We start from the raw sequence: 20275 nt of genomic DNA on the forward strand, positions 1-20275 counted from the left end.
ATATATAGCATCATGGAAATATCTTTCAAGGGGGGCAGCATAATATCCGATGAAAACTATGCTGGCATATTTTCATATGATGATAGGATCAAAAAATACAGGGCACCTGCATACCGTTATGCTGATATAATAAAAAAAGAGGGCATTACGGACAGGGTTTTTACTAGTAAGAAACTTGAAATATCATCAGAAATAAAACTCAGGCCCTATCAGAAAAAATCCCTTGAAATGTGGGAGAGGAATAATTATTCTGGAACAATAGTATTACCCACTGCGGCTGGCAAAACTATACTGGGCATATATGCAATAACCATGCTAAAGGTCCCCACAATCATTCTGGCACCTACAATAGAGCTCATTATACAATGGAGGCAAAAATTGAAGGATCTCCTGAATATGGATATAGGTCAGATAGGTGGAGGAGAAAAAGAAATAAAAGACATTTCCGTATCCACATATGACTCCGCATATTTAATGGCAGAAAGCCTTGGAAACCGTTTCAAGTTCATAATAGCCGACGAAGTTCACCACATGGCTTCGGAAAGCTATCTGCAGATAGCGAAGTTTTATGCATCTCCATATAGACTGGGGCTTACTGCAACATATGAGAGGGACGACATGCTCCATGAAGTGCTTGAAAAGTATATGGGAGGAAAAGTCTTTGAACTGGGATATGAAGAATTGAATGATTTTATTTCAAATTACAAGATAGTGAGGATACCAATAGACCTCAGTGAGGAAGCTGAGAAAGAATATGAGAAAAATCATGAAATATTCTTATCTTATCTGAAAAAAAGAAACATAAAGCTAAATGGGAATATGGATTTTGAACATTTGATTATGACCTCATGGAATCCGGAGGGAAAGGAGGCACTCATGGCATGGAGGCGGTCAAGGGAAATTGCATTCAATGCAGAGAGGAAGGTGGAATATCTTAAATACTTACTGAGCAAGCATGCAGGTGAAAAAATAATAATATTTTCAGAGGACACTTCCACTGCATATACAATATCAAGGGAATTCCTCGTGCCAGCCCTGACATACATGACTTCTGGAAAAGAACGGAAAAAATATCTGGAAATGTTTAAATCCGGTGAAATTACAGTGCTGGCCACATCCAGGATTCTGGATGAGGGTGTTGATGTCCCTGATGCTTCCATAGCAATAATTATGAGCGGATCTGGAAGCACAAGGCAATTCAGGCAGAGATTGGGCAGAATACTCCGGCCTTCCGAGGGGAAGGACAGCTATCTATATGAGCTGGTGTCCTCAGGCACAACGGAGTATGGAACTTCAAGGAGGAGGAGAAAAGGTGTTCCCGTCGGACTTAATGATAGTGCGTAAGCTCAAATCGGGGCTTATATTCCCAGTTTTCCTGTCAGATGAAAACAGCGATTATATTGAAAAAGTGAAATCAGTCTTTAATAGCAATTTGGGCAACAATAGGGAAACCCTATCAAAGGCACTTAAGGAAGTTGAGCTAAACTCGGGAAGCGCCAAAACTGTAAAAGCCCTTTCACTGTTGTTTTTCAGGAATTCTGTGTTTGAACCACCTGTCAATGTCGATGCACCAGCACTGCGGGACGATGTTTTCAAGGTCGCCAGGATACCGCCAGTAAGTGAGGAGAAAAAGCGCAAGATTCTGAAGCCTGTGGAAGCAAAATACGGCTTAAGCATGGAAGAAATAGTCAACGGGCTTTATGCTGACAAGGAAAGCGAGATGGTCCTTCGCCAGGTATACTCCGCAACAACTATAGAAATTGCAAGGGCATACAATCTTGAGCAGCTTGAGACCATAATGATGAGGTGTCGCATATTGCATATTACCGAATCATCAGACTGGAGTTATACAATAACGTCAATAAAAAGACTGGGGCTGTTGTTCAACGCACGGACAGAAGGAGGTGCACTGCAGTCAGTTGAAATCACAGGTCCACTTGAAATGTTTGAAACAACAGAACGTTATGGGTCAAGATTTTCACAGCTCATACGTAAAATTAGCATGCTGGAAAAATGGGAAATAGAAGCAGATATAAAGATCAAGGATAAATTTGAAAAAACAGTAAAGATATACATGCTTAAGCTCAGCGATGCTATTTCCTACTATCTCCCCGAAGCCCCAAAAAAGGAAATAATAAACTATGATTTTGTCAAAAAGGCTGAACCTGTAATAATCGGTGGGAATGTTTATTTCCCTGACTATAAAATGAAGGTAGGAAACAGAGATGTGTACATAAACATAACAGGCAAAACATATTTTAAGCAGGACAATGAAATCAAGAAAAATCTAGAGGGCAATGTAAACTGGGAAAACGTTTACATTATGAGGCAGAAAGACAAAAAAATAAGGGGAGAGATAGCCTTTTATGAAGACATAGATTTTCCAGCACTGAAATCTATTTTAGAGGAAAAATATTCCACAAAAAAGACGTTGAACAAAGAACTTGATGACAATTCAATAGACTCAATTAAGAAGGAACTGGATAAACTATATCCGGAAACGGAAAAAATGTTTGATTACGTTGAAAGCCAGGGACTTATACCGGAACGTGTACTACCTGCCCTTGGCTATAAATTGAAATGGCGTGGGCTGGATATCATCGTAACGAAAAATGATTAAATATAATTCCATAATTTGTCCTGCCATAGATCGTATTCCTCTGTGAGTTCTTTTATGCCTACTTTTTTAAAACCTTCCTTTCCAGATTCTTTTTCATATTCATTCATCAAGGTATTATAATCTGTTTTGCCAAGTTCGTCAAATTTCTTTTTAATTCTCTTCTTGTTTTCGGGATGCAAATCCGACAGTTTTTCGCCTCTGTATAGAACCCTGTAATATTTTTCTTTGTCGAGTGTAACGTGAAAAATCCTCCATGTGATATCCATATGTTCCACATTCTTGAAATAATTCCCTGTTAGATTCCCTAGAGCCATAACAACATCACTCTCTTTGTCATTGTTAAGTTGAAACGCTATTTCTACTCCTTTCATCAATAAATATATCATATTACTATAATTATATTGTGGGAGTTAGCTCACGCCGAGGCATATATGGTTATAGTTTCACTGACAGAACTTGCATTGACATAGGGGTTTATATCAAACCTTTCAGTGTAGAGGTATTATCTTCATCGGACTTGAATCCCCTGTATTCCACAGGCACATTTAATTTTTTAATTTTTTGTGTTCTTGCACCATAATAAATATCATTTAATGTAGAATTATAATAAAGTTCAAAATTCAAATAACTGACACGAAGCAGGAAAGAAAATTAGATAGAAAAATTAAAGAATAATCTTCCTTTTATAGCCAATAACCTACATATTTATGTTAAGGAATTCTAGATACCACATTATAAATAAGGACCAAAACATGTATTGGTGGCAAACACATAAAAAAATATAGACGTATAGATAAATACGTAGGATCTTATTTTTTCGTTATTAGAATTATAATTATACAACTAATTAATAATGTTATAAATATAAAAGGCACTTCATTTATTGATACTTCATAGATATTGATAGCTGTTGAAATTATTGCAATTATAGCTATCCAATAATATTTGGATTTTTTAAGTTTAATGTTATAATAATTTGTATTACTCCATCTATAGAGAGAATAAGTCAGCATTAAAAATCCAGTGCCCATTAATAGAGAAATGGCAACATAAATATATCTCAAATTACCCTTAAATAGAATTGTCCCTGCTATTGACATTAAGAAAAGTATTCCGAATAATATCGCTTCACTCCTTATTATCTTTCTATTATTTTTTAACAAGTTGCTGCTACACCCCCTATGCTTAACCCAAATGCATTAACAGCGAAGAAAAATGCCCATCCGGCCAATGGTGTTAATGTACCATAAGAGCCAACAGCTGCTAGTATTGAGAGAACTATTGTTAACGCTGCTAAGACTGTATAGGCTATGGTAAAAATACAGCTAGCTTCATTATAATCTATTGCAATCCCTACTGTTTTATCAATGCCAATATTCTTAATACCATTATTCGTTGATTTTAACATACCATTCATTGCTGATGCAATATATGAATATTCTATGCCAAACCTATCTAATGTCCTATTACCGGAATACATATAATTAAATGATATTAATTTTATACTATTTATTAATTTTTCCATTACATTGCCGTATGTACCCTTATTATCCAGTGTAAATTCATTTCCCAGTAATATTTTAGACGAATTGATAGGAACTATATTGGCATAGACATATGATATATTCTCATTGCCATTCCTGTATATTATATCCCCTATCTCCACCTTATAATGCTTGAATGTATCTGTATATGCAATTGTATACTTTACATTAGAATTATTACAATATTGCAATAAGTAATTTGTACTGTTTGTTGCTATGTAATCGTACTTATAGGAAGTTGTATTATTATCATTATTTTTAACATCCCTATTTTCATAACTGTATACCCTGTTTATTGATGTCTTATTTATATTGCTGGTTGATATGTAATTACTGGATATGTTATAATTGTGCATGAATGTAATATTCCCAATTTTTACATTATTGCTGCTATCAGCACTATTTTGCATATTATTATTTTTATCACTATAAACAGAATCTGAAAATGCCATCATTATAAACAAAGCTACTATGGCTACAGATATCAACATTATATATCTCTGTTTCATAATATATATATATATATATTAATTTTATTTAAATATTTCCATTCTATTAAATATACTATTTCACTATGTGGAAATTATCTTACAATTCTTGTATAATATAATCCATTTACATGATAAACCTGTTTTCCCTTATATCCACAGTAGGATACCTGAGCACATAAATCTCGATTACGCAGAAAGGGGAAAGAGTGTAACAATAAAACTGGAATGCAAATCAGAGATCTCTGATATCATAGGTAAAATAATGGATATGGAAAGCATGATTAAAGATTAGTGTACCCACCCCATAGTATTTGGAAAACATTGAAAAATGATACTCTTAGGTTAATAAAAATAAAATAGATGTAAAGTCATGATATTACTCTAGTTACGATGTGTAGATAATTCAATCATTCTTTTTTATCATTCTGTCTCTTATCACATACCATGTTCCAAGTGCTATAATTCCCAGCCTGTCCTCCGCATCATAGAACTTTATTTCTACTATTACCGCAGTTCTGCCTGGTTTTATCACTTTTCCCTCTATTCTGAATGGCCCCTTTGACATAGGCGCCAAAAAGTTAATCTTCACTTCCTGGGTGACCTGATCCATCCCGTCATTCACAGTCATTGTTGTTATGCCACCAGCATAATCCACCGCAGTCATCATTATCCCTCCATGTACAACATTTCCTGTTCTTGTTATTTTGTTACTGTAGGGAAGTGAAAGTTGGCAATATCCCTTTTCTATTTTTGTAATTTTTATCCCTAAATATGAATACAGACTTTCATTTTTTTCAAATAGTTCATTCAACCTGTCTAGGTTATTCGAAAGTTTCATTATTTTCTCTACCCGATTTTCCATGACATGGTATTAATTCTACATTAATAAATATAATAATTTCACCATGCATCAACAATACATTTATATTGCAAATTATATTGTATAAACTATGCCAATGTATGAAACAGCAAATAATCTGGATGAGAAAACAAGGGATATGTCAAGAGCAAGACAGTCCCTTATAGAGGAAATGCAGGCCATAATGTTCTATGACGAAAGGCTTGATGCAACAAAGGATCAGGAATTAAAAGATGTCATAAAGCATAACAGGGATGATGAGAAGGAGCATTTTTCATTGCTTCTGGAATTTCTCAGGAGAAATGACCCGGAACTTGACAGGGAATTAAAGGAAATACTATTTTCGAAGAAAGAACTGAAGGAACTGGGAGATTAAATAAATTTAGCGAACCTATTTATTTTTAATTTGCATCAGATTTAAATTATGTATGAAAATAAAATTTCTGGGTCAACCGTTATCATCGACGGAAGCAATGTTGCTCTCTACGGCCTTAAAAACTCACAAAAGAAGAAGGCAGTTTTGAACAATATACTGGAAGTCATTAATAAATTGAAGGCATTAAAGGCTTCTGAAATAATAACAATATGTGATGCAAATATAAGGTATCTTATAGATGATACGGAAAAATTCAATCAGATGGTGGCAAATAGGACACTTATTATTTCTCCTTCAGGAATAAAGGCTGACACATTCATTCTAGACTACGCCAGAGAAAAAAACTGTCTCATAGTATCCAATGACAAATTCAGGGATTATAGGGATGATAACTGGATTGGGAAAAATATAGACAATATCACACTTGGATTCATTTTTGTTGGTAATGACGTTATGCTGGAACCGGTTAACGGAAATAAAAAGTTAAAAAAGAAAACAATTGAGAAAAAACAATCACATTGGTGGCATTTTTTTAAAAATAAACAGTGACTTCCATCAAACAATTTCAAGATTTTATAACGGGATAATATTATATATATTATTTTAATATTGGTCTGGAGATAGCCTCGTGAATTAGCAACATATATAATGTTCAATAAATAACCATTATGATCGGGGGTATTTTCACCATAAGAGGTGAATCATAATGGAGGTAGGAATTAAAGATCAAATGGTAACAAATTCAATTTTGGAGGCGGAAGGGATATATTTTTCATACGACAACGGCTACGATGTATTTGAAAATATAAACATAGAGGCTGGGCAGGGAAAGTTTATTGCTATTATTGGCCCCTCTGGAATAGGGAAATCAACCCTTTTGAGGATTCTGGGAGGATTTCTGAAACCGGATAGGGGAACTGTCAGACTGCTTGGCAAACCACTCTATGAACCCATACCCGAGGTTGCATTGATTCATCAGTCTATAGTTACATTTCCATGGATGGATGCAAAGGAAAATGTAATGCTGTCAATGAAAACAAAGGACATGTCAAAGAATGAGATGGTAGAAAAAGCCAAGGAATCCCTATCCAGAGTGGGCCTGGATGGCTTTGAGGATCTGTATCCCAAGGAAATGAGTGGAGGAATGCGCCAGAGAGTTGCAATAGCAAGGGCATTTGCAGCAGATCCATATGTTTTTCTTATGGACGAGCCATTTGCACATCTCGATGAGCTCACAGCAGAAGGTCTCAGACAGGATATATACAATATACTTTTTAGCGGTGAAACACCATTAAAATCTGTTATAATGGTTTCCCATAACCTTACAGAGGTACTTGAGCTGGCAGATGAAATATACATCCTTAACAATATACCTGCAACAGTTGTTGGGAAAGTAGAGGTCACCATGGCCCGGCCTAGAAATCCCAGAAGTGATGAATTTAATGCTAATTTAGATATGCTTTACAGCTATCTGACGCCACCGAGGAAGAAGAAATGAGGTGTAATTATGGATGCAATAATATTAATAATATTGGCTGTACTTGCTACGGCAGGTCGGGTAATAGGACTCATAATACTTTCCATAATTACTGGATGGTTCCTTGCCTATGCCTCAATAAAATCGAAATTCTTTGAGAATACATATATAATTCTTATTGAAATATTCGAATCGGTTCCGGTCATTACGTTTTTTCCTATAGTTCTTGTAATATTTATAGCAAGAATAGGTGGAACGCTAGGGGTTGAACTGGCGGCAGATTTTCTTGTCTTTACCGCGGTGGTTTGGAATATATGGATGGGAGAATATCAGGCTTTTAAAACAGTTCCAAGGGAAATGGTTGAGGTTGTTGGAAATTCCGGATTCGGCTTATTCTCCAAACTGAGATATCTTTACATACCATTTTCTGTTCCAAGGATTACTGCAAATCTGTTTCCCAGCGTTTCCGATGGTTTTTTCTATATAACTGTCAGCGAGGTTTTTGAGGTCGGTGTCCATACATACCAGTCATTCGGAATAGGTTCAGTTCTGGACACATTTGTGGCCAATGCAGAGCTTTTCAATATAGAAATGGCACTGCTTATCTTGGGAATAGTAATAGTAGCAATAGTAATCGTATTAAGGGAATTCAGCAAATATGCAGTGGGGAGATATACTCTTGATACAGATGCCCCTGTAATGAAGCGTGGAAGACTGAATATAAGAGAAACGGCAAGGGTTTTTGCCGTACTTTCAAAAAATCCCTTTACAAGGCTGGCCAGGTATTATAAATACAGGGAAGGGGACAAACATCAGGAAACATATGAAAAGAAGGAAAAGAAACAGAGACAATATAAGTATATATTCGCAACAATAGGCATAATAATACTTGCTGTAATACTCTACGAAGCGGTTTCCTTAATAATATCAGTTAAACCTGCTGAATGGGGAGTACTTTTCAGCAAAACACCATTCCTGCTTACTGGGCTTGGATATGATTACCTCAGGGTTGGTTTAATACTTCTAGCGTCCATGATAATAGCAATATTCCTTGGGTACTATCTTGCAGTAAACAGAAGGGCAGAGAAATATGCAATACCTGTTATACAGTCCCTGAGTGCTTACCCTGCACCCATATATTTTCCATTCCTGTTCATACTTACCGAACCGTTCATGCTGAGCATATTTGGAGGTTTTACCAATGAAATCTACGTTCTGTCTCTCGGTTTTGTGAGTACGTTCTATTATGTTTTCTATGCATTCTGGATGGGTATAAAGGCCATGCCTGCAGAATACTGGGAAATTACAAAAAATCTCAAGCTAGGATATTTCCGGAAGATGAGAAAGGTAGTGATACCCTCTACATTTCCCTATCTTATAAGCGGAATATCATCTACAATAAACAGTGCATGGGGTGGACTTATGATAGGGGAATACTGGCCGGATATATATGGCACACACTCACTTTCCATTCATACGGGCTTAATGAAAACTATAGATATTGCCACTGCAAATGGGGATATAGCGGTGGCTGCATGGGGCTCCCTTATATTCGGAATAATAGTAGCTATTTACTCCGTACTGTTCACAAGAAAAATGATGGATCTTGCCCAGAAAAAATACGTTGCAGAGGAAGGGATATATGCAGCCTAGGAAAAATAAATTTTTCTTTAAATCATTAATTTTGGAAAATCAAAAATATGTTCAAAAACATTAACATTATAAATATAGTTTATATATACACTCTATGGATGTAATAGACCCTGATGCGAGGATAGCCGACCTGCTGGGATTGCTTTATGTACTTAACAATATATTTGAAGGAAAAACTGACCTATATCAACTGGAAAAGGAAATGGAGGTTGACCTGGACGATTTAATGCCAATAGTTTACACCGCAGCCAATCTTGGCCTGGTGAATGCAGAATCAGGGGACATATCAATGGCGGAGAAGGGAATAGAATACATAAAATCCGGGATGAATCAAAGAAAGCAGATTATAAGGGAGTCACTAAAGAATATTGAACCATTTAAAACTGCCCTTGCTATGAGGTCATTTAACCTCGAGGATATAATAGACAAACTAAAGGAAAACAATGTACCAACATTCAACAATCCTGATGGAAACCATGACCTTGAAGTAATACTTATTGAATGGGGAATTTATTCACGGTTACTGAAAAAAACAGATGAAGGTTTTGAGGTAATTTCATAGGTAGTCAGGAACTATTCTGGCAACCATCTTGACAATGTTTCTTGCCCCCTCTGAAATCTCAAAATCTGTGGCCGACCCGTGTATCATCCCTATACCTCTTATTCCAACGGCTTTTACTCCTGCCTGCCTGAGTTTTTTAACATATGTTTCCTCCGGGTCTCTTAAGGGATCATATTCATTTGTTATAATTATTGCCGGTGGAAGATTAGAGAAATCATCTGCTACAAGCGGTGAAAAATAAGGATTTATAAGGTCTTTCATATCTCTAGAATACATACTTCCAAAAAACTGTATCATTTTCCCTGTAATGACATAATTGTCTGAATATTCCATAAATGACCTGGAAAAATTATCAGGTGCAAGGCTTGGATAGAAAAGTATCTGCATGGCAGGCATTTCACTTCCTTCATCCCGGCATTTAAGGCAGAGTGCAGCTGAAAGATTCGCCCCGGCACTATCACCACCAACACCTATATGGCCTTCTATACCGAATTCCCTTCTCTTTCGGTATATATACTGAAAAGAATCATAGGCATCATTGAAGGCATCAGGAAACTTATGTTCGGGAGCCAGCCTGTATTCAACAGATATAATTTTTACCTTAGATTCTCTGGCAAGGAAACGGCAGTAATTGTCGTGGGTCTCAATATTGCCGAAAAGAAAGCCACCGCCGTGATAATATACAATGGCCGATTTTGAGTTTGCATCATCATACATTCTTGCATTTAATACCCGCCCATCCAGCTTAATTTTATAATCTTTAATTTCCTTGATTTTTATTTTTTCTCCCTGCGAACTTACCGAACTCTCATTCAGGAAATTTCTGAGCATAGCAGGTTCAATTGCAGTCATATCGCCTGCATTTGTTGATAATTCAATCAGAGTCTTAAAATCGGGGTCTACCATAGGGCTTTTAATTCATAATAGTATTTTAACGTATTGCACATTCTGGAACAGGCTTAAAAGTCGTATGGTGAATGAAAATAAATATATGCTTGCCAGCATTATATGCCCATGACTGATACAGTACCCGGAAAAAGAACAGGGCATCCATATTATATGTATGATATGATACGGGAAACACCGGAATCGCTGGATATAACAAAAAAAGTAATGGAAAATATAGATTATTCATTCCTATCAAGGGATTCTTTATTGTTCACGGGAAACGGTACTGCATACCATGCAGCCCAGATTGGTTCTGGATTCCTTTACAAGACTAATGCTAAATATGCTTTTGTACAATCCTTTGAACTTCTGAACTATTATGTACCAGTGCATGGTACCGTAGTTGGAATTTCAAACAGTGGCAAGACAAAATCAACAATAGACTCGCTGGTGTACCAGAAGAAATTTGCATACATAGTTGGTATTACACATTACCACAATACACCTATATCGCGCATATCGGATAAAAGCATAGTTATTGATGCGGATGACAAGTCCCTTTGCAATACAAAATCCTTTTTTGACAATGCTATTGCGGCAATGTACATTGGTTCAAATTATGTTAATCTGGACATTGATATTAATAAAATCATAACGAGCCTGAAGAGCCTTGTGGTGTCAATGGACGAAAAGATGAAGAAAATCGCCCATGATATTTCATACGTTAACAGGATATTTGTGTTGGGAGCTGGACCAGAGGAGCCTGTTGCAAGGGAAGCTGCACAGAAGATCAAGGAAGCAGCACACATACATGCTGAGGGAATCGAACTGGAGGAGTTCATACATGGATGCACATCACTCATAGATGAAAAATCCCTTGTAATCATAATAAACAGTAATACTGTGAGCTCCAGAACCCATGATATAGTGGAGGCATGCCGGGTGGTTGGAACAAAGACGGTCACAATTAATGGAGATGGCGATTACAGTATCGATATTACAGATATTGGAGATGAATACTTAAACGCCATCTTAAACGTGGTTCCACTTTACTATCTGGCATATTATATGGCAGTGGAACAAAATGTGAATCCGGATTTACTCAGGTTCGATGAGGAAAAATACAGGAAATTTGATGATATAGTATTCCCTCCCGGAGCTCATTAAACCACTGATAAATATTATTTATTTTATTGGATCCGAGATTTTGGCTCATCTTTTATAACCGTGGAGGATGTTGGTCTGAATCTAAAAATTGTTTGTGGTAATTATTATAACACAACGTGTTCATATTGCCCTGTAAATCACATTTTGAGATCCTGTTTAACCGACCTCTTGAAATAAGGATACGGAACAGATAGAGAAGACCCCTGTTCAAAAAAAGAATGGAAAAGTGATTAAAAGATTGATAAATGGAGGAAACAGAAATGAGAATGTTATTTTTACAAAAAAAGAAATTAGTTGGGGTCCTGTCTCATCAGATCATTCAGTTTTGAACCCCTGTCATATCGTATGAGTATTAAGCCAACTATTATAATATATAACCATCCGACTAGTGAAAAAGCCCTTCCGAATGAGTACTGGAGAAATTCCACATGCCCTACCAGAGGTGAAAATGATATTGGTGGCAACGCGGTTATTCCTGAAATAAAGTAAACTGAAATATTGAACAGGGTGAAAATTACACTGGGAATATACCATATTTTTAATCCTAAAAGGAAAACCATAGAAATTACAATAAAAGCCGAAACCTCAATCTCAAGCCAAAAGGTAACAAGTGGAGCGGCCCCAGGAAGAGCATACAAATGGGCTGCTGCGTCCAGTATGGCAAAAAATACCACAGTAAACCTTACAATTTTCATGGGAGTATATCCACCTGTTAAGCCGTACAATATTTTATTCTTATATTCAGTCATATAAAGTAATCTGCTGTGTGGTATTAAGATTTGAGTTGTGTACATAATTATGTCCGAATATTAATATTTCTTGTAGCGATGATACCGTCATTAAGCTAATTACCGCAAGCCGAGGCATTGAATTCGGCGGCTATTTTTTTTCGATAAAAGAGTGCAGTGGTGCGATTTCCTGTTGATTTTTCCCTGCTATGGGAAATGGAAAGCGATTTCCATGGGATATAATAGGGGTTTATAATAGGTCAATAGGAATAGATAATTTAATAGTATCATTGTATATGTAACTGCTCAATAGACAACATTATGGATTGCTGATATTACAATTAATTACGGTTAATGGCCTTATTAACATGGCACTGAGAAAACTATATATTGCAGTATTGCTGGGTGGCTTAGATGTGTATAATATTAAAATTAATATTCTAAACATAAATTTTATCAATAATTATTATATATGATATTACAATAAATGTTTTATGGCAACAGGGATGTATATAAGACGCATAGCCAGCTATAGTGCTTTTTCGAAGATAGCTGTACATATACATCATCATAGCAGGATAACCAATGTTGATAGTCTGCCATCCAGTACTTTATTCAGCCGTGGTTATCTTGAGAATGGTAGACAGGAAATTAAGTGAGATTGCCTATTCCATAAGGGAATCTTTCCACGATTCTGGATATACGGAGATATTTCCCCCAGCATTCCTGAAATCGGACAAAGTAGATGGTTTTAGATTTATTTACAGAAATAAAATATTTGTTTTAGAACCAGACATAACACTCAGGCTCATGAACAGGCATATCACAGAAAACTCCAAAATTTATTATATTTCACAGCAGAGTGATGAGTATCTGAACGAATCTTTGAAGGCAGGTTCCGAGATTATGGGCGGGGACGAGGATGAAACCAACATAGAAATACTAAGGATGGCAATAAAAATTCTTGATAATCTCGGGATTAAAAATTATAATATAGATATAAGCCTGACGGGAATTTTCGATTCCTATGTGCGGAAAAAGGATGGGCAACACCTCATAAGGGCTGTGAAAAGCAGAAACTATCCGCAGATACAGGATATGGAAATAGATGACAAGGATAAGCTTCTTCAGATCATGGATACTAGAACCAGGAAAAGTGGAATAGATAAGCTCGACAGTATAATAGAAAGAATTGATGACCCCCGGATCATTATAGATCTTGGAACAGTAAGGCAGCCGGAATACTACAACGGTCTGATATTCGAAATCTATGGAAAGCAGGAATTTCTTGGAGGCGGTGGAAACTATATAATGAAAAATCTCAGGGGATGTGGTTTTTCCCTTGATTTACAGGCACTGTCAAAATTATATCATGGTTCTCATGAAAGGGTGGAAAAATGAAATTCGTAATACCAAGAGGCAGATTGATGGATGATTCTCTCGCATTCCTCCGGAATGCAGGAATAACAGTGGAAATAAATGACAGTAGAAAACTCATATTCCGTCAGGATGGAAATGAGATAATCTTGCCCAGGGCAAGGGACGTACCTGTATATACAGAATACGCAGGTGACATAGGCATATGCGGAACAGACACGCTTGCAGAAAGCCGGAGTAACCTTTTTGCACCATTATCCTTAGATTTTGGGAAATGCAGGCTTAGCATAATAGCACCGAGGAAATACAGGCTCAGAGACCTTGATGGCCTTGACATAGCAACAAAACATCCCAATATAACGTCAAAATATTTTTCATCCATGGGCATAGATGCAAACATAATAACATTGAATGGCTCCCTGGAACTGGCACCGGAAACAGGAATTGCAGATGCCATAGTTGATATAGTCCAGACAGGTGAAACCATGAGGAAAAACAAATTAGTTGAAATCAGGAAGATAATGGATATTTCAGCAATAGTGGTTGTAAACAGGGTATCTCAGAAAATAAAGTATGAGGAAATAAACAGTTTTATTGAAAAGGCAGGTGAATTTAATGGAAATGGAAAAGTATGTAAAAAATATATTGAATGATATTAAACTCAGAGGAATGGACGCAGTATCTGAATATTCCGTGAAATTTGATGGCTACGGCACTCCCTTCAGGGTTCCTGAAAGTGAGATTGTTGAGGCAAAGAACTTAATACCGGAGTACCAGAAAAGCATAATAGAAAAAACTTACAGGCGCATATATGAAAATCATTCTATCCAGTACAGCAACGATAAAATGCGCTTTTTCAGAGGTTCCATATATGGGATAAGATACACTCCAATAGAACGTATAGGCATGTATATACCTGGAAAAAAACCTCTGCCATCCACTGTGATGATGATAGGGATACCAGCTAAAATAGCAGGTGTAAAGGACATTGTAATAACATCTGCACCAGAAAGTAATGGAAAAGTAAATCCATACACCCTGTACATTGCTGACATTCTTGGAATCAGGGAAGTTTACAGACTGGGAGGAATACAGGCCATTGGATCTATGGCATATGGAATTGGCATGAAGAGAGTGGATAAGATATTTGGCCCGGGAAATTCATACGTGAATGAGGCAAAGAGGCAGGTTTACGGAGTCACTGGAATAGACGGGCTTTACGGTCCATCGGAAGTATTGGTAATATCAGATGGCACGGGCAATAATGAATATATAATGGCTGACCTGAATTCACAGCTTGAACATGGCATAACATCAAAGGCATGGCTACTGACCACCGGTAAGGTTCCATCTACAGGTGAAAACGGCAGAATAGAAGTAATGGCCTTTAAAAACATGGATGAACTCATATCAAAGGCAAACGAAATAGCCCCCGAACATATGGAAATACAGGCATCTAACCCTATGGAAATATTTAGCAGAATCAAAAATGCAGGAGCCATATACATTGGAGAGTATGCACCGGTACCTGCCGGCGATTATTTCCTTGGAGTTAATCATTTATTGCCAACTGGTGGCACTTCCAGATTTTCTTCAGCACTTACAGTGGATGAATTTATGAAAAAAACATCCTTTGCAAGCGTCTCCAGGGAGGATTTTATGAAAGATCGTGAACTTGGAATGGAACTTGCGAAAATAGAGGGAATGCCTCTTCATTACAAATCCATGGAGGTAAGGTCATGATAAGGAATACACGGGAAACAGAAATAGAGGTAAATATCGATTCCGGAAATACCATTATAGAAACAGGAGATCCCATACTGGATCATATGATGCGCACACTATTCTTCTACATGGGCAGGAATGTACAGATAAAATGTTCCTTTGATCTCAGGCACCACCTATGGGAGGACCTGGGGATCACAATAGGCCAGGAACTGTCTGCCTCCATTGGTGGAAGGCCCATAAAAAGATTCGGAAGCGCAACAATGCCCATGGACGAATCACTTATACTGGTTTCCCTGGACATTTCAAGGGCATATTTCAACTTCCAGGTAGAGTTCCGTGATGCTGAAGGCTTTGAACTGAATCTCCTCTATGAGTTCCTGTGGGCACTTGCAAGGACAATGTCCATGACACTACATATAATAAAGTTCAGTGGTATAAATTCGCACCATATAACGGAAAACGTTTTTAAGGCACTGGGAGCATCTCTTGGAACTGCACTGGAAGAATCAAAATATACAAGAAGCACAAAGGGGATGCTATGATAGCTATAATAGACATAAATACAGGTAACCTGTCAAATATAAATAGAGTTGTTGGGGGAACTATAACCAGCAATCCCTATGAGATAGCAAAAGCAGAAAAAATAATTTTTCCCCGGTGTCGGCTCATTCCAGTATGTTTCAAATATTATAGAACCTATAAAAGGTGTGCTAATGGACAAGATTAAATCCGGAATTCCCTATCTGGGCATTTGTCTTGGTCTGGAAATGCTCTTCCAGGACAGTGAGGAGGGATCTGGAAAAGGTTTAGGAATTCTTAAGGGGCGGGTTAAGAAATTTAAAGGTGTTAAAACTCCTCACATGGGGTGGAATACTGTATCATTAAAGGTAGCATCATTAATCATGAAAGGTATACCGGACAATTCATTCTTTTATTTTATGCATTCATATTACGTTCCAGAAAATGAATTTACCATCATGGAAACTGAGTATGGAAATACATTCGCCTCCGGGATAGGAGAAGGAAATATTTACGGTGTCCAGTTCCATCCAGAAAAATCCGGGGAGAACGGAGTACGTGTTTTGAAGAACTTCGGGGGATTAAAATGATAGATATATACCCTGCAATTGATATATACAACGGAGAAGCAGTATCCCTGGAAAATGGAGATATAAAAAGAAAAGAATCATTCGGTGACCCGCTGAAATTTGCCATAGATTTTTCAGAAATATCAGGGAATCTCCATATAGTTGACCTTAACGGGGCATTCACTGGAAACACCGCAAACAGGAATGCTATTAAAAATATCAGAAAAAATGTAAAATCATTTATGCAGGTCGGCGGAGGATTCAGGACAATGGAATCCATTGATTCAGGTTATAAGATGGGTGTAGATAGCATTATTTTAGGAACAGCATCCCTTGACAGAAAGATTCTTGAAGAGGCTGCGGAAAAATATAAAAATATAACAATCAGTATAGATGCATATAATGGCTACATAAAATACAATGGATGGGCAAATGGAACAAAAATCACATACAAAAAGTTCTATGGGGAAGTCCAGGGTATTGCAAACCGTTTCATTTTTACCTCAATAAATAGTGACGGTACCGGTCATATAAGCACCATTGAAAAATTCTGGGACGATGGCTACTTTATCTACGCAGGTGGTGTAAACTCTATTGAGGATTTAAAGAAACTTGAAAATATAGGATTTAACGGTGCCATAATAGGAAAAGCGCTATACAACGGAAATATAGGTATGGAGGAATTAAAATGCTTGCAAAGAGAATAATAGGTGCACTGGACATCGCAGGCGGGAGAGTTGTAAAGGGAATAAAATTTGAGAACATCCATGACTCAGGTGACCCTGTCCTGCTGGCAAAACGTTATGAATCAGAGGGCATAGATGAACTTGTCTTTCTTGACATAAGGGCAACAAATGAACATCGAAGCATCTTGTCCAGCCTTGCTAGAAAAGTTGCATCTGAGATATACATACCCTTTACTGTGGGCGGAGGGCTCAAAAATATAGATGATATGGTAAGCATAATCAGGAATGGGGCTGATCGTATATTCATAAATACATATGCAGTGGAACATCCTGAAATAATTCAAAAAATATCAGATATGATAGGAAGTGCCAATACTGTCATAGCCATAGATTCAGGCCGCACTAAGGATGGATACTATGTATACACTCATGGAGGTACCGTAAACACAGGAATGGATACAGTTACCTGGGCACAAAAAGCAGAAAGCCTTGGTGCAGGGGAACTCCTTGTCACTTCCATTAACACAGACGGTACCAAGAACGGTTTTGATACTGCACTTATTGAAAAAATAACAGGAATGGTAAACATACCGGTTATTGCCTCTGGTGGCGCAGGTTCTCCTGAGGATTTCATGAAAGCATTCCGGGCGGGAGCAGATGGAGCACTTGCGGCGTCAATATTCCATGAGGGAAAATATACGGCAAATGACATCAAGGCATATCTTAAGGAGAATGGTATAAATGTCAGGTTATGATTTAAAATTTGAGGGCATTATGCCCGTAGTTGTACAGGATTTTGAAACTATGGAAGTTTTAACTCTTGGCTACATGAATGAAGAAGCCTACAGGAAAAGTATAGAAACGGGACTTATGCACTATTACTCGAGGAGCAAGCAGCGGATAAGGATGAAGGGGGAGGCAAGTGGCAATATACAGGAAATAAAGGATATCATGATAGACTGCGATGGTGATTCACTTCTGTTTCTGGTAGGGCAGAAAGGCCCAGCATGTCACCTCGGAACAAAAAGCTGCTTCAGAGAATTAGGGAAACCTGCAGGGAGAAGTGATATAGACTATTCTATGGAAGTTCTTCTGGAACTGGAATCATTAATTGATAAAACAAGGAAAAACCCCAGGCAGAATTCATATACAACTGAACTTTTCGAATCTGGTGAAGAAAATATAAAGAAGAAGGTAGGTGAGGAAGCTGTAGAGGCAATACTTGCCCAGGGTAGGGATCGGATTATTTATGAAACTGCAGACCTGTTTTACCATCTGCTTGTATACCTCTCATTTGAGCAAATAAAACTTTCAGATATAATGAACGAACTTTCCAAAAGGAGAAAAAAATAAGAGGATCAGGAAACGGCGTGTCCTTTGCGGCTTGATATACCTGAACCTTTTATCTTACTTCCAGATAAATTATTCATAGCCTCCTTCAGGTTTTCAAGGAACAGGTCTGCAAGGTCCCTGCTAAAGCTTTCCCTCACCACAACTCTCATGAGCACAGTATCCTGGGCATTATGTGGCAGGGAATAGGCCGGTACTATCCATCCGAAACTTCTTACAGCCGCAGAAAGGTCAAAGAGGCTATACTTACCTTTTTCCTTCTGTTTGAATGTGACAACCGGTATATGGTCAGCCCGGCTTACAACCTCCATATTTGGTATCTCTGCTATCCTGTCGGCAAGATACCTGGCATTTGACATCATATTATCAGCTATGTTTCTGTATCCAGATTTTCCGAGCCTGATAATATTATAGTACTGTGGTGCAATGTTTGCTGCACTTTTTGAAAAATTCAATGTGTATGTTGGCATGTCATTTCCCAGATAATTTACATAGAAAACAAGGTCATCAGGCAAATCTGAACTATCCTTAAACAGGAGCCAGCCTATTCCCGGGTATACAAGCCCGAATTTATGCCCTGAAACATTTATTGATTTCACATGGCTGAGCCGGAAATCCCACTCTAAGTCTGGTTCTATGAAAGGTGTTATAAAGCCTGCACTGGCAGCATCTACATGTATGGGCACATCCAGGCCCTTTTCTGATTTCAATTTCTCAAGCAGGGAATTTATTTTCTTTACATCATTAAATGCACCTGTAAACGTTGTTCCCAATACAGCACCTACGGCTATTGTATTCTCATCAACATTTTTCACAAGTTTTTCGGGATTTACCACCATTGTGGTTGAATCAATAGGAATAACCCTTGGTTCAACATCAAAATATCTGGCAAATTTGTCCCATACCACATGGGTATCAGCACCGAATACAATGTTTGGCTTTGATATATCCTTTTTCTGTGCCTGCATTTTTGACTTCCAGTTCCATTTGTGTGCAAGTAGTGCCAGCATGATAGATTCTGAGGACCCAATGGTGGATGTTCCTGCAAAGTTACTGCTTTCCGGGGCATTAAAAAGTCTTGAAAGTATATTCACAATTCTTGTCTCTTCCTTTTTGATCTGCGGATATTCAAAACTGTCTATGAAATTTTTATGGGCATTTTCCATGTACAGCTTCTTTGCCTCTGGTTCCATGTATGTTGTAACAAATGTTGCAAGATTTAATTCCGGTGTACCATCTAGCTTTAATTCCTCATGTATCATCTCATAGGCGGCCCTGGCAGCCATCCCCTCCTCCTGAAATGCAAATTCCGGTATTGGCTTATTGAAATCCCTGTTGCTGTACGTTCCATACACTTTCTTTTCTGGATTCATTTTCTTTGCTACCATAGTAATGAATAAGGGGATACTATAAAACAGTATTCTGTTTAGCTGTCTATTTATTGTTCCAAGAAGAAAAAATCGTGCTTTCCTGATATCAGTATGCATGGCCTGCCTGGAATGTGAATACTTGCCACAATAAACACCGCTGATATAGCTCCCAGATTTTATGGAAAGTATCCTTCCTGAAAGAAATTCAAATCTGATTCCCAGATCATCTGAGATCGCAGGTCTGTCATATAACTCTATTATTCTCTGTTTCTTTATCTATCTGAATTCATACTTAAAAACTCTGAACTGTG

Annotated in this window: 22 protein-coding genes and 1 pseudogene; 16 read left to right on the forward strand and 7 right to left on the reverse strand. The window is 37.5% G+C overall.

Annotation, left to right across the window (positions count from 1 at the left end):
* The first annotated feature begins 12 nt into the window (after positions 1 to 12).
* Together AMDU4_RS00100 and AMDU4_RS00105 are read left to right on the forward strand one after the other, a co-directional pair.
* Positions 13 to 1344, forward strand: coding sequence for a DEAD/DEAH box helicase (locus AMDU4_RS00100; protein ID WP_021785964.1), 1332 nt, complete (start codon positions 13 to 15; stop codon positions 1342 to 1344).
* The gene (locus tag AMDU4_RS00105; RefSeq protein WP_290703737.1) at positions 1331 to 2620 is read left to right on the forward strand and encodes a DUF790 family protein; all 1290 of its coding nucleotides are present in this window, start codon (positions 1331 to 1333) and stop codon (positions 2618 to 2620) included. Before AMDU4_RS00100 ends, AMDU4_RS00105 begins: the two co-directional genes overlap by 14 nt.
* Here the strand turns inward: AMDU4_RS00105 and AMDU4_RS00110 are convergent.
* From AMDU4_RS00110 to AMDU4_RS00125, 4 genes are all read right to left on the reverse strand, one after another.
* The gene (locus AMDU4_RS00110) at positions 2617 to 2991 is read right to left on the reverse strand and encodes a DUF2004 domain-containing protein (protein ID WP_021785966.1); all 375 of its coding nucleotides are present in this window, start codon (positions 2989 to 2991) and stop codon (positions 2617 to 2619) included. The two genes, AMDU4_RS00105 and AMDU4_RS00110, sit on opposite strands and share 4 nt — an antisense overlap.
* 438 nt (positions 2992 to 3429) lie before the next feature.
* Positions 3430 to 3783 (reverse strand): hypothetical protein, encoded by a 354-nt coding sequence (locus tag AMDU4_RS00115; RefSeq protein ID WP_021785967.1) that lies wholly within the window; start codon positions 3781 to 3783, stop codon positions 3430 to 3432.
* Positions 3777 to 4673, reverse strand: a complete 897-nt coding sequence (locus AMDU4_RS00120) for a hypothetical protein (RefSeq protein ID WP_021785968.1) — start codon at positions 4671 to 4673, stop codon at positions 3777 to 3779. The genes AMDU4_RS00115 and AMDU4_RS00120 overlap by 7 nt, the downstream gene beginning before the upstream one ends.
* A gap of 385 nt (positions 4674 to 5058) precedes the next feature.
* A complete protein-coding gene (locus AMDU4_RS00125; protein WP_021785970.1) occupies positions 5059 to 5517 on the reverse strand; it encodes a PaaI family thioesterase in 459 nt (152 codons plus the stop codon).
* Positions 5518 to 5605: 88 nt separating this feature from the next.
* On the opposite strand from AMDU4_RS00125, the gene AMDU4_RS00130 reads away from it, so the two are divergent.
* The 5 genes from AMDU4_RS00130 (at position 5606) to AMDU4_RS00150 (ending at position 9582) form a co-directional block, all read left to right on the forward strand.
* Positions 5606 to 5890, forward strand: a complete 285-nt coding sequence (locus AMDU4_RS00130; protein WP_021785971.1) for a hypothetical protein — start codon at positions 5606 to 5608, stop codon at positions 5888 to 5890.
* A 48-nt stretch (positions 5891 to 5938) separates the two neighbouring features.
* Positions 5939 to 6439 (forward strand): hypothetical protein, encoded by a 501-nt coding sequence (locus tag AMDU4_RS00135; RefSeq protein WP_021785972.1) that lies wholly within the window; start codon positions 5939 to 5941, stop codon positions 6437 to 6439.
* Between the two features lie 157 nt (positions 6440 to 6596).
* Positions 6597 to 7388: an ABC transporter ATP-binding protein gene (locus AMDU4_RS00140; RefSeq protein ID WP_021785973.1), complete on the forward strand. Its 792-nt coding sequence runs from the start codon at positions 6597 to 6599 to the stop codon at positions 7386 to 7388.
* Positions 7389 to 7397: 9 nt separating this feature from the next.
* The gene (locus AMDU4_RS00145; RefSeq protein WP_021785974.1) at positions 7398 to 9020 is read left to right on the forward strand and encodes an ABC transporter permease subunit; all 1623 of its coding nucleotides are present in this window, start codon (positions 7398 to 7400) and stop codon (positions 9018 to 9020) included.
* A gap of 94 nt (positions 9021 to 9114) precedes the next feature.
* Positions 9115 to 9582, forward strand: coding sequence for an AAA-associated domain-containing protein (locus AMDU4_RS00150; RefSeq protein ID WP_021785975.1), 468 nt, complete (start codon positions 9115 to 9117; stop codon positions 9580 to 9582).
* Here AMDU4_RS00150 and AMDU4_RS00155 read toward each other — a convergent pair.
* Positions 9577 to 10488 (reverse strand): alpha/beta hydrolase, encoded by a 912-nt coding sequence (locus AMDU4_RS00155; RefSeq protein WP_021785976.1) that lies wholly within the window; start codon positions 10486 to 10488, stop codon positions 9577 to 9579. The two genes, AMDU4_RS00150 and AMDU4_RS00155, sit on opposite strands and share 6 nt — an antisense overlap.
* A 108-nt stretch (positions 10489 to 10596) precedes the next feature.
* Here AMDU4_RS00155 and AMDU4_RS00160 point away from each other — a divergent pair, with 108 nt between their 5' ends.
* Positions 10597 to 11637: an SIS domain-containing protein gene (locus AMDU4_RS00160; RefSeq protein WP_290703741.1), complete on the forward strand. Its 1041-nt coding sequence runs from the start codon at positions 10597 to 10599 to the stop codon at positions 11635 to 11637.
* A gap of 290 nt (positions 11638 to 11927) precedes the next feature.
* On the opposite strand, the gene AMDU4_RS00165 is transcribed toward AMDU4_RS00160, so the two are convergent.
* Positions 11928 to 12386, reverse strand: a complete 459-nt coding sequence (locus AMDU4_RS00165) for a hypothetical protein (protein WP_290703744.1) — start codon at positions 12384 to 12386, stop codon at positions 11928 to 11930.
* Positions 12387 to 12950: 564 nt separating this feature from the next.
* Between AMDU4_RS00165 and AMDU4_RS00170 the strand changes: the two genes are divergently transcribed.
* From AMDU4_RS00170 to hisIE, 8 genes and pseudogenes are all read left to right on the forward strand, one after another.
* Positions 12951 to 13766, forward strand: coding sequence for an ATP phosphoribosyltransferase regulatory subunit (locus AMDU4_RS00170; RefSeq protein ID WP_021785979.1), 816 nt, complete (start codon positions 12951 to 12953; stop codon positions 13764 to 13766).
* Entirely contained in the window at positions 13763 to 14395 is a 633-nt protein-coding gene (gene hisG / locus AMDU4_RS00175; RefSeq protein ID WP_021785980.1) for an ATP phosphoribosyltransferase, read from the forward strand. The genes AMDU4_RS00170 and hisG overlap by 4 nt, the downstream gene beginning before the upstream one ends.
* Positions 14358 to 15485 (forward strand): histidinol dehydrogenase, encoded by a 1128-nt coding sequence (gene hisD, locus AMDU4_RS00180; protein ID WP_021785981.1) that lies wholly within the window; start codon positions 14358 to 14360, stop codon positions 15483 to 15485. The genes hisG and hisD overlap by 38 nt, the downstream gene beginning before the upstream one ends.
* The gene (gene hisB / locus AMDU4_RS00185) at positions 15482 to 16012 is read left to right on the forward strand and encodes an imidazoleglycerol-phosphate dehydratase HisB (RefSeq protein ID WP_021785982.1); all 531 of its coding nucleotides are present in this window, start codon (positions 15482 to 15484) and stop codon (positions 16010 to 16012) included. The genes hisD and hisB overlap by 4 nt, the downstream gene beginning before the upstream one ends.
* Positions 16009 to 16579, forward strand: a pseudogene (gene hisH / locus AMDU4_RS00195) (imidazole glycerol phosphate synthase subunit HisH). The gene hisB and the pseudogene hisH overlap by 4 nt, the downstream one beginning before the upstream one ends.
* Entirely contained in the window at positions 16576 to 17265 is a 690-nt protein-coding gene (locus AMDU4_RS00200; protein WP_021785985.1) for a HisA/HisF-related TIM barrel protein, read from the forward strand. Before hisH ends, AMDU4_RS00200 begins: the two are co-directional and overlap by 4 nt.
* Positions 17247 to 17999 carry an imidazole glycerol phosphate synthase subunit HisF gene (gene hisF / locus AMDU4_RS00205; protein ID WP_021785986.1) on the forward strand — a complete coding sequence of 251 codons (753 nt, stop codon included), beginning with the start codon at positions 17247 to 17249 and terminating at the stop codon, positions 17997 to 17999. The genes AMDU4_RS00200 and hisF overlap by 19 nt, the downstream gene beginning before the upstream one ends.
* Complete coding sequence (gene hisIE, locus AMDU4_RS00210; RefSeq protein ID WP_021785987.1) at positions 17986 to 18597, forward strand: bifunctional phosphoribosyl-AMP cyclohydrolase/phosphoribosyl-ATP diphosphatase HisIE; 612 nt, start codon at positions 17986 to 17988, stop codon at positions 18595 to 18597. The genes hisF and hisIE overlap by 14 nt, the downstream gene beginning before the upstream one ends.
* A 5-nt stretch (positions 18598 to 18602) precedes the next feature.
* Here hisIE and AMDU4_RS00215 read toward each other — a convergent pair whose 3' ends face one another.
* Positions 18603 to 19982, reverse strand: coding sequence for a glutamate decarboxylase (locus AMDU4_RS00215; protein ID WP_021785988.1), 1380 nt, complete (start codon positions 19980 to 19982; stop codon positions 18603 to 18605).
* Positions 19983 to 20275: the final 293 nt, after the last annotated feature.

The sequence above is a fragment of the Ferroplasma sp. Type II genome, from assembly GCF_000496155.1.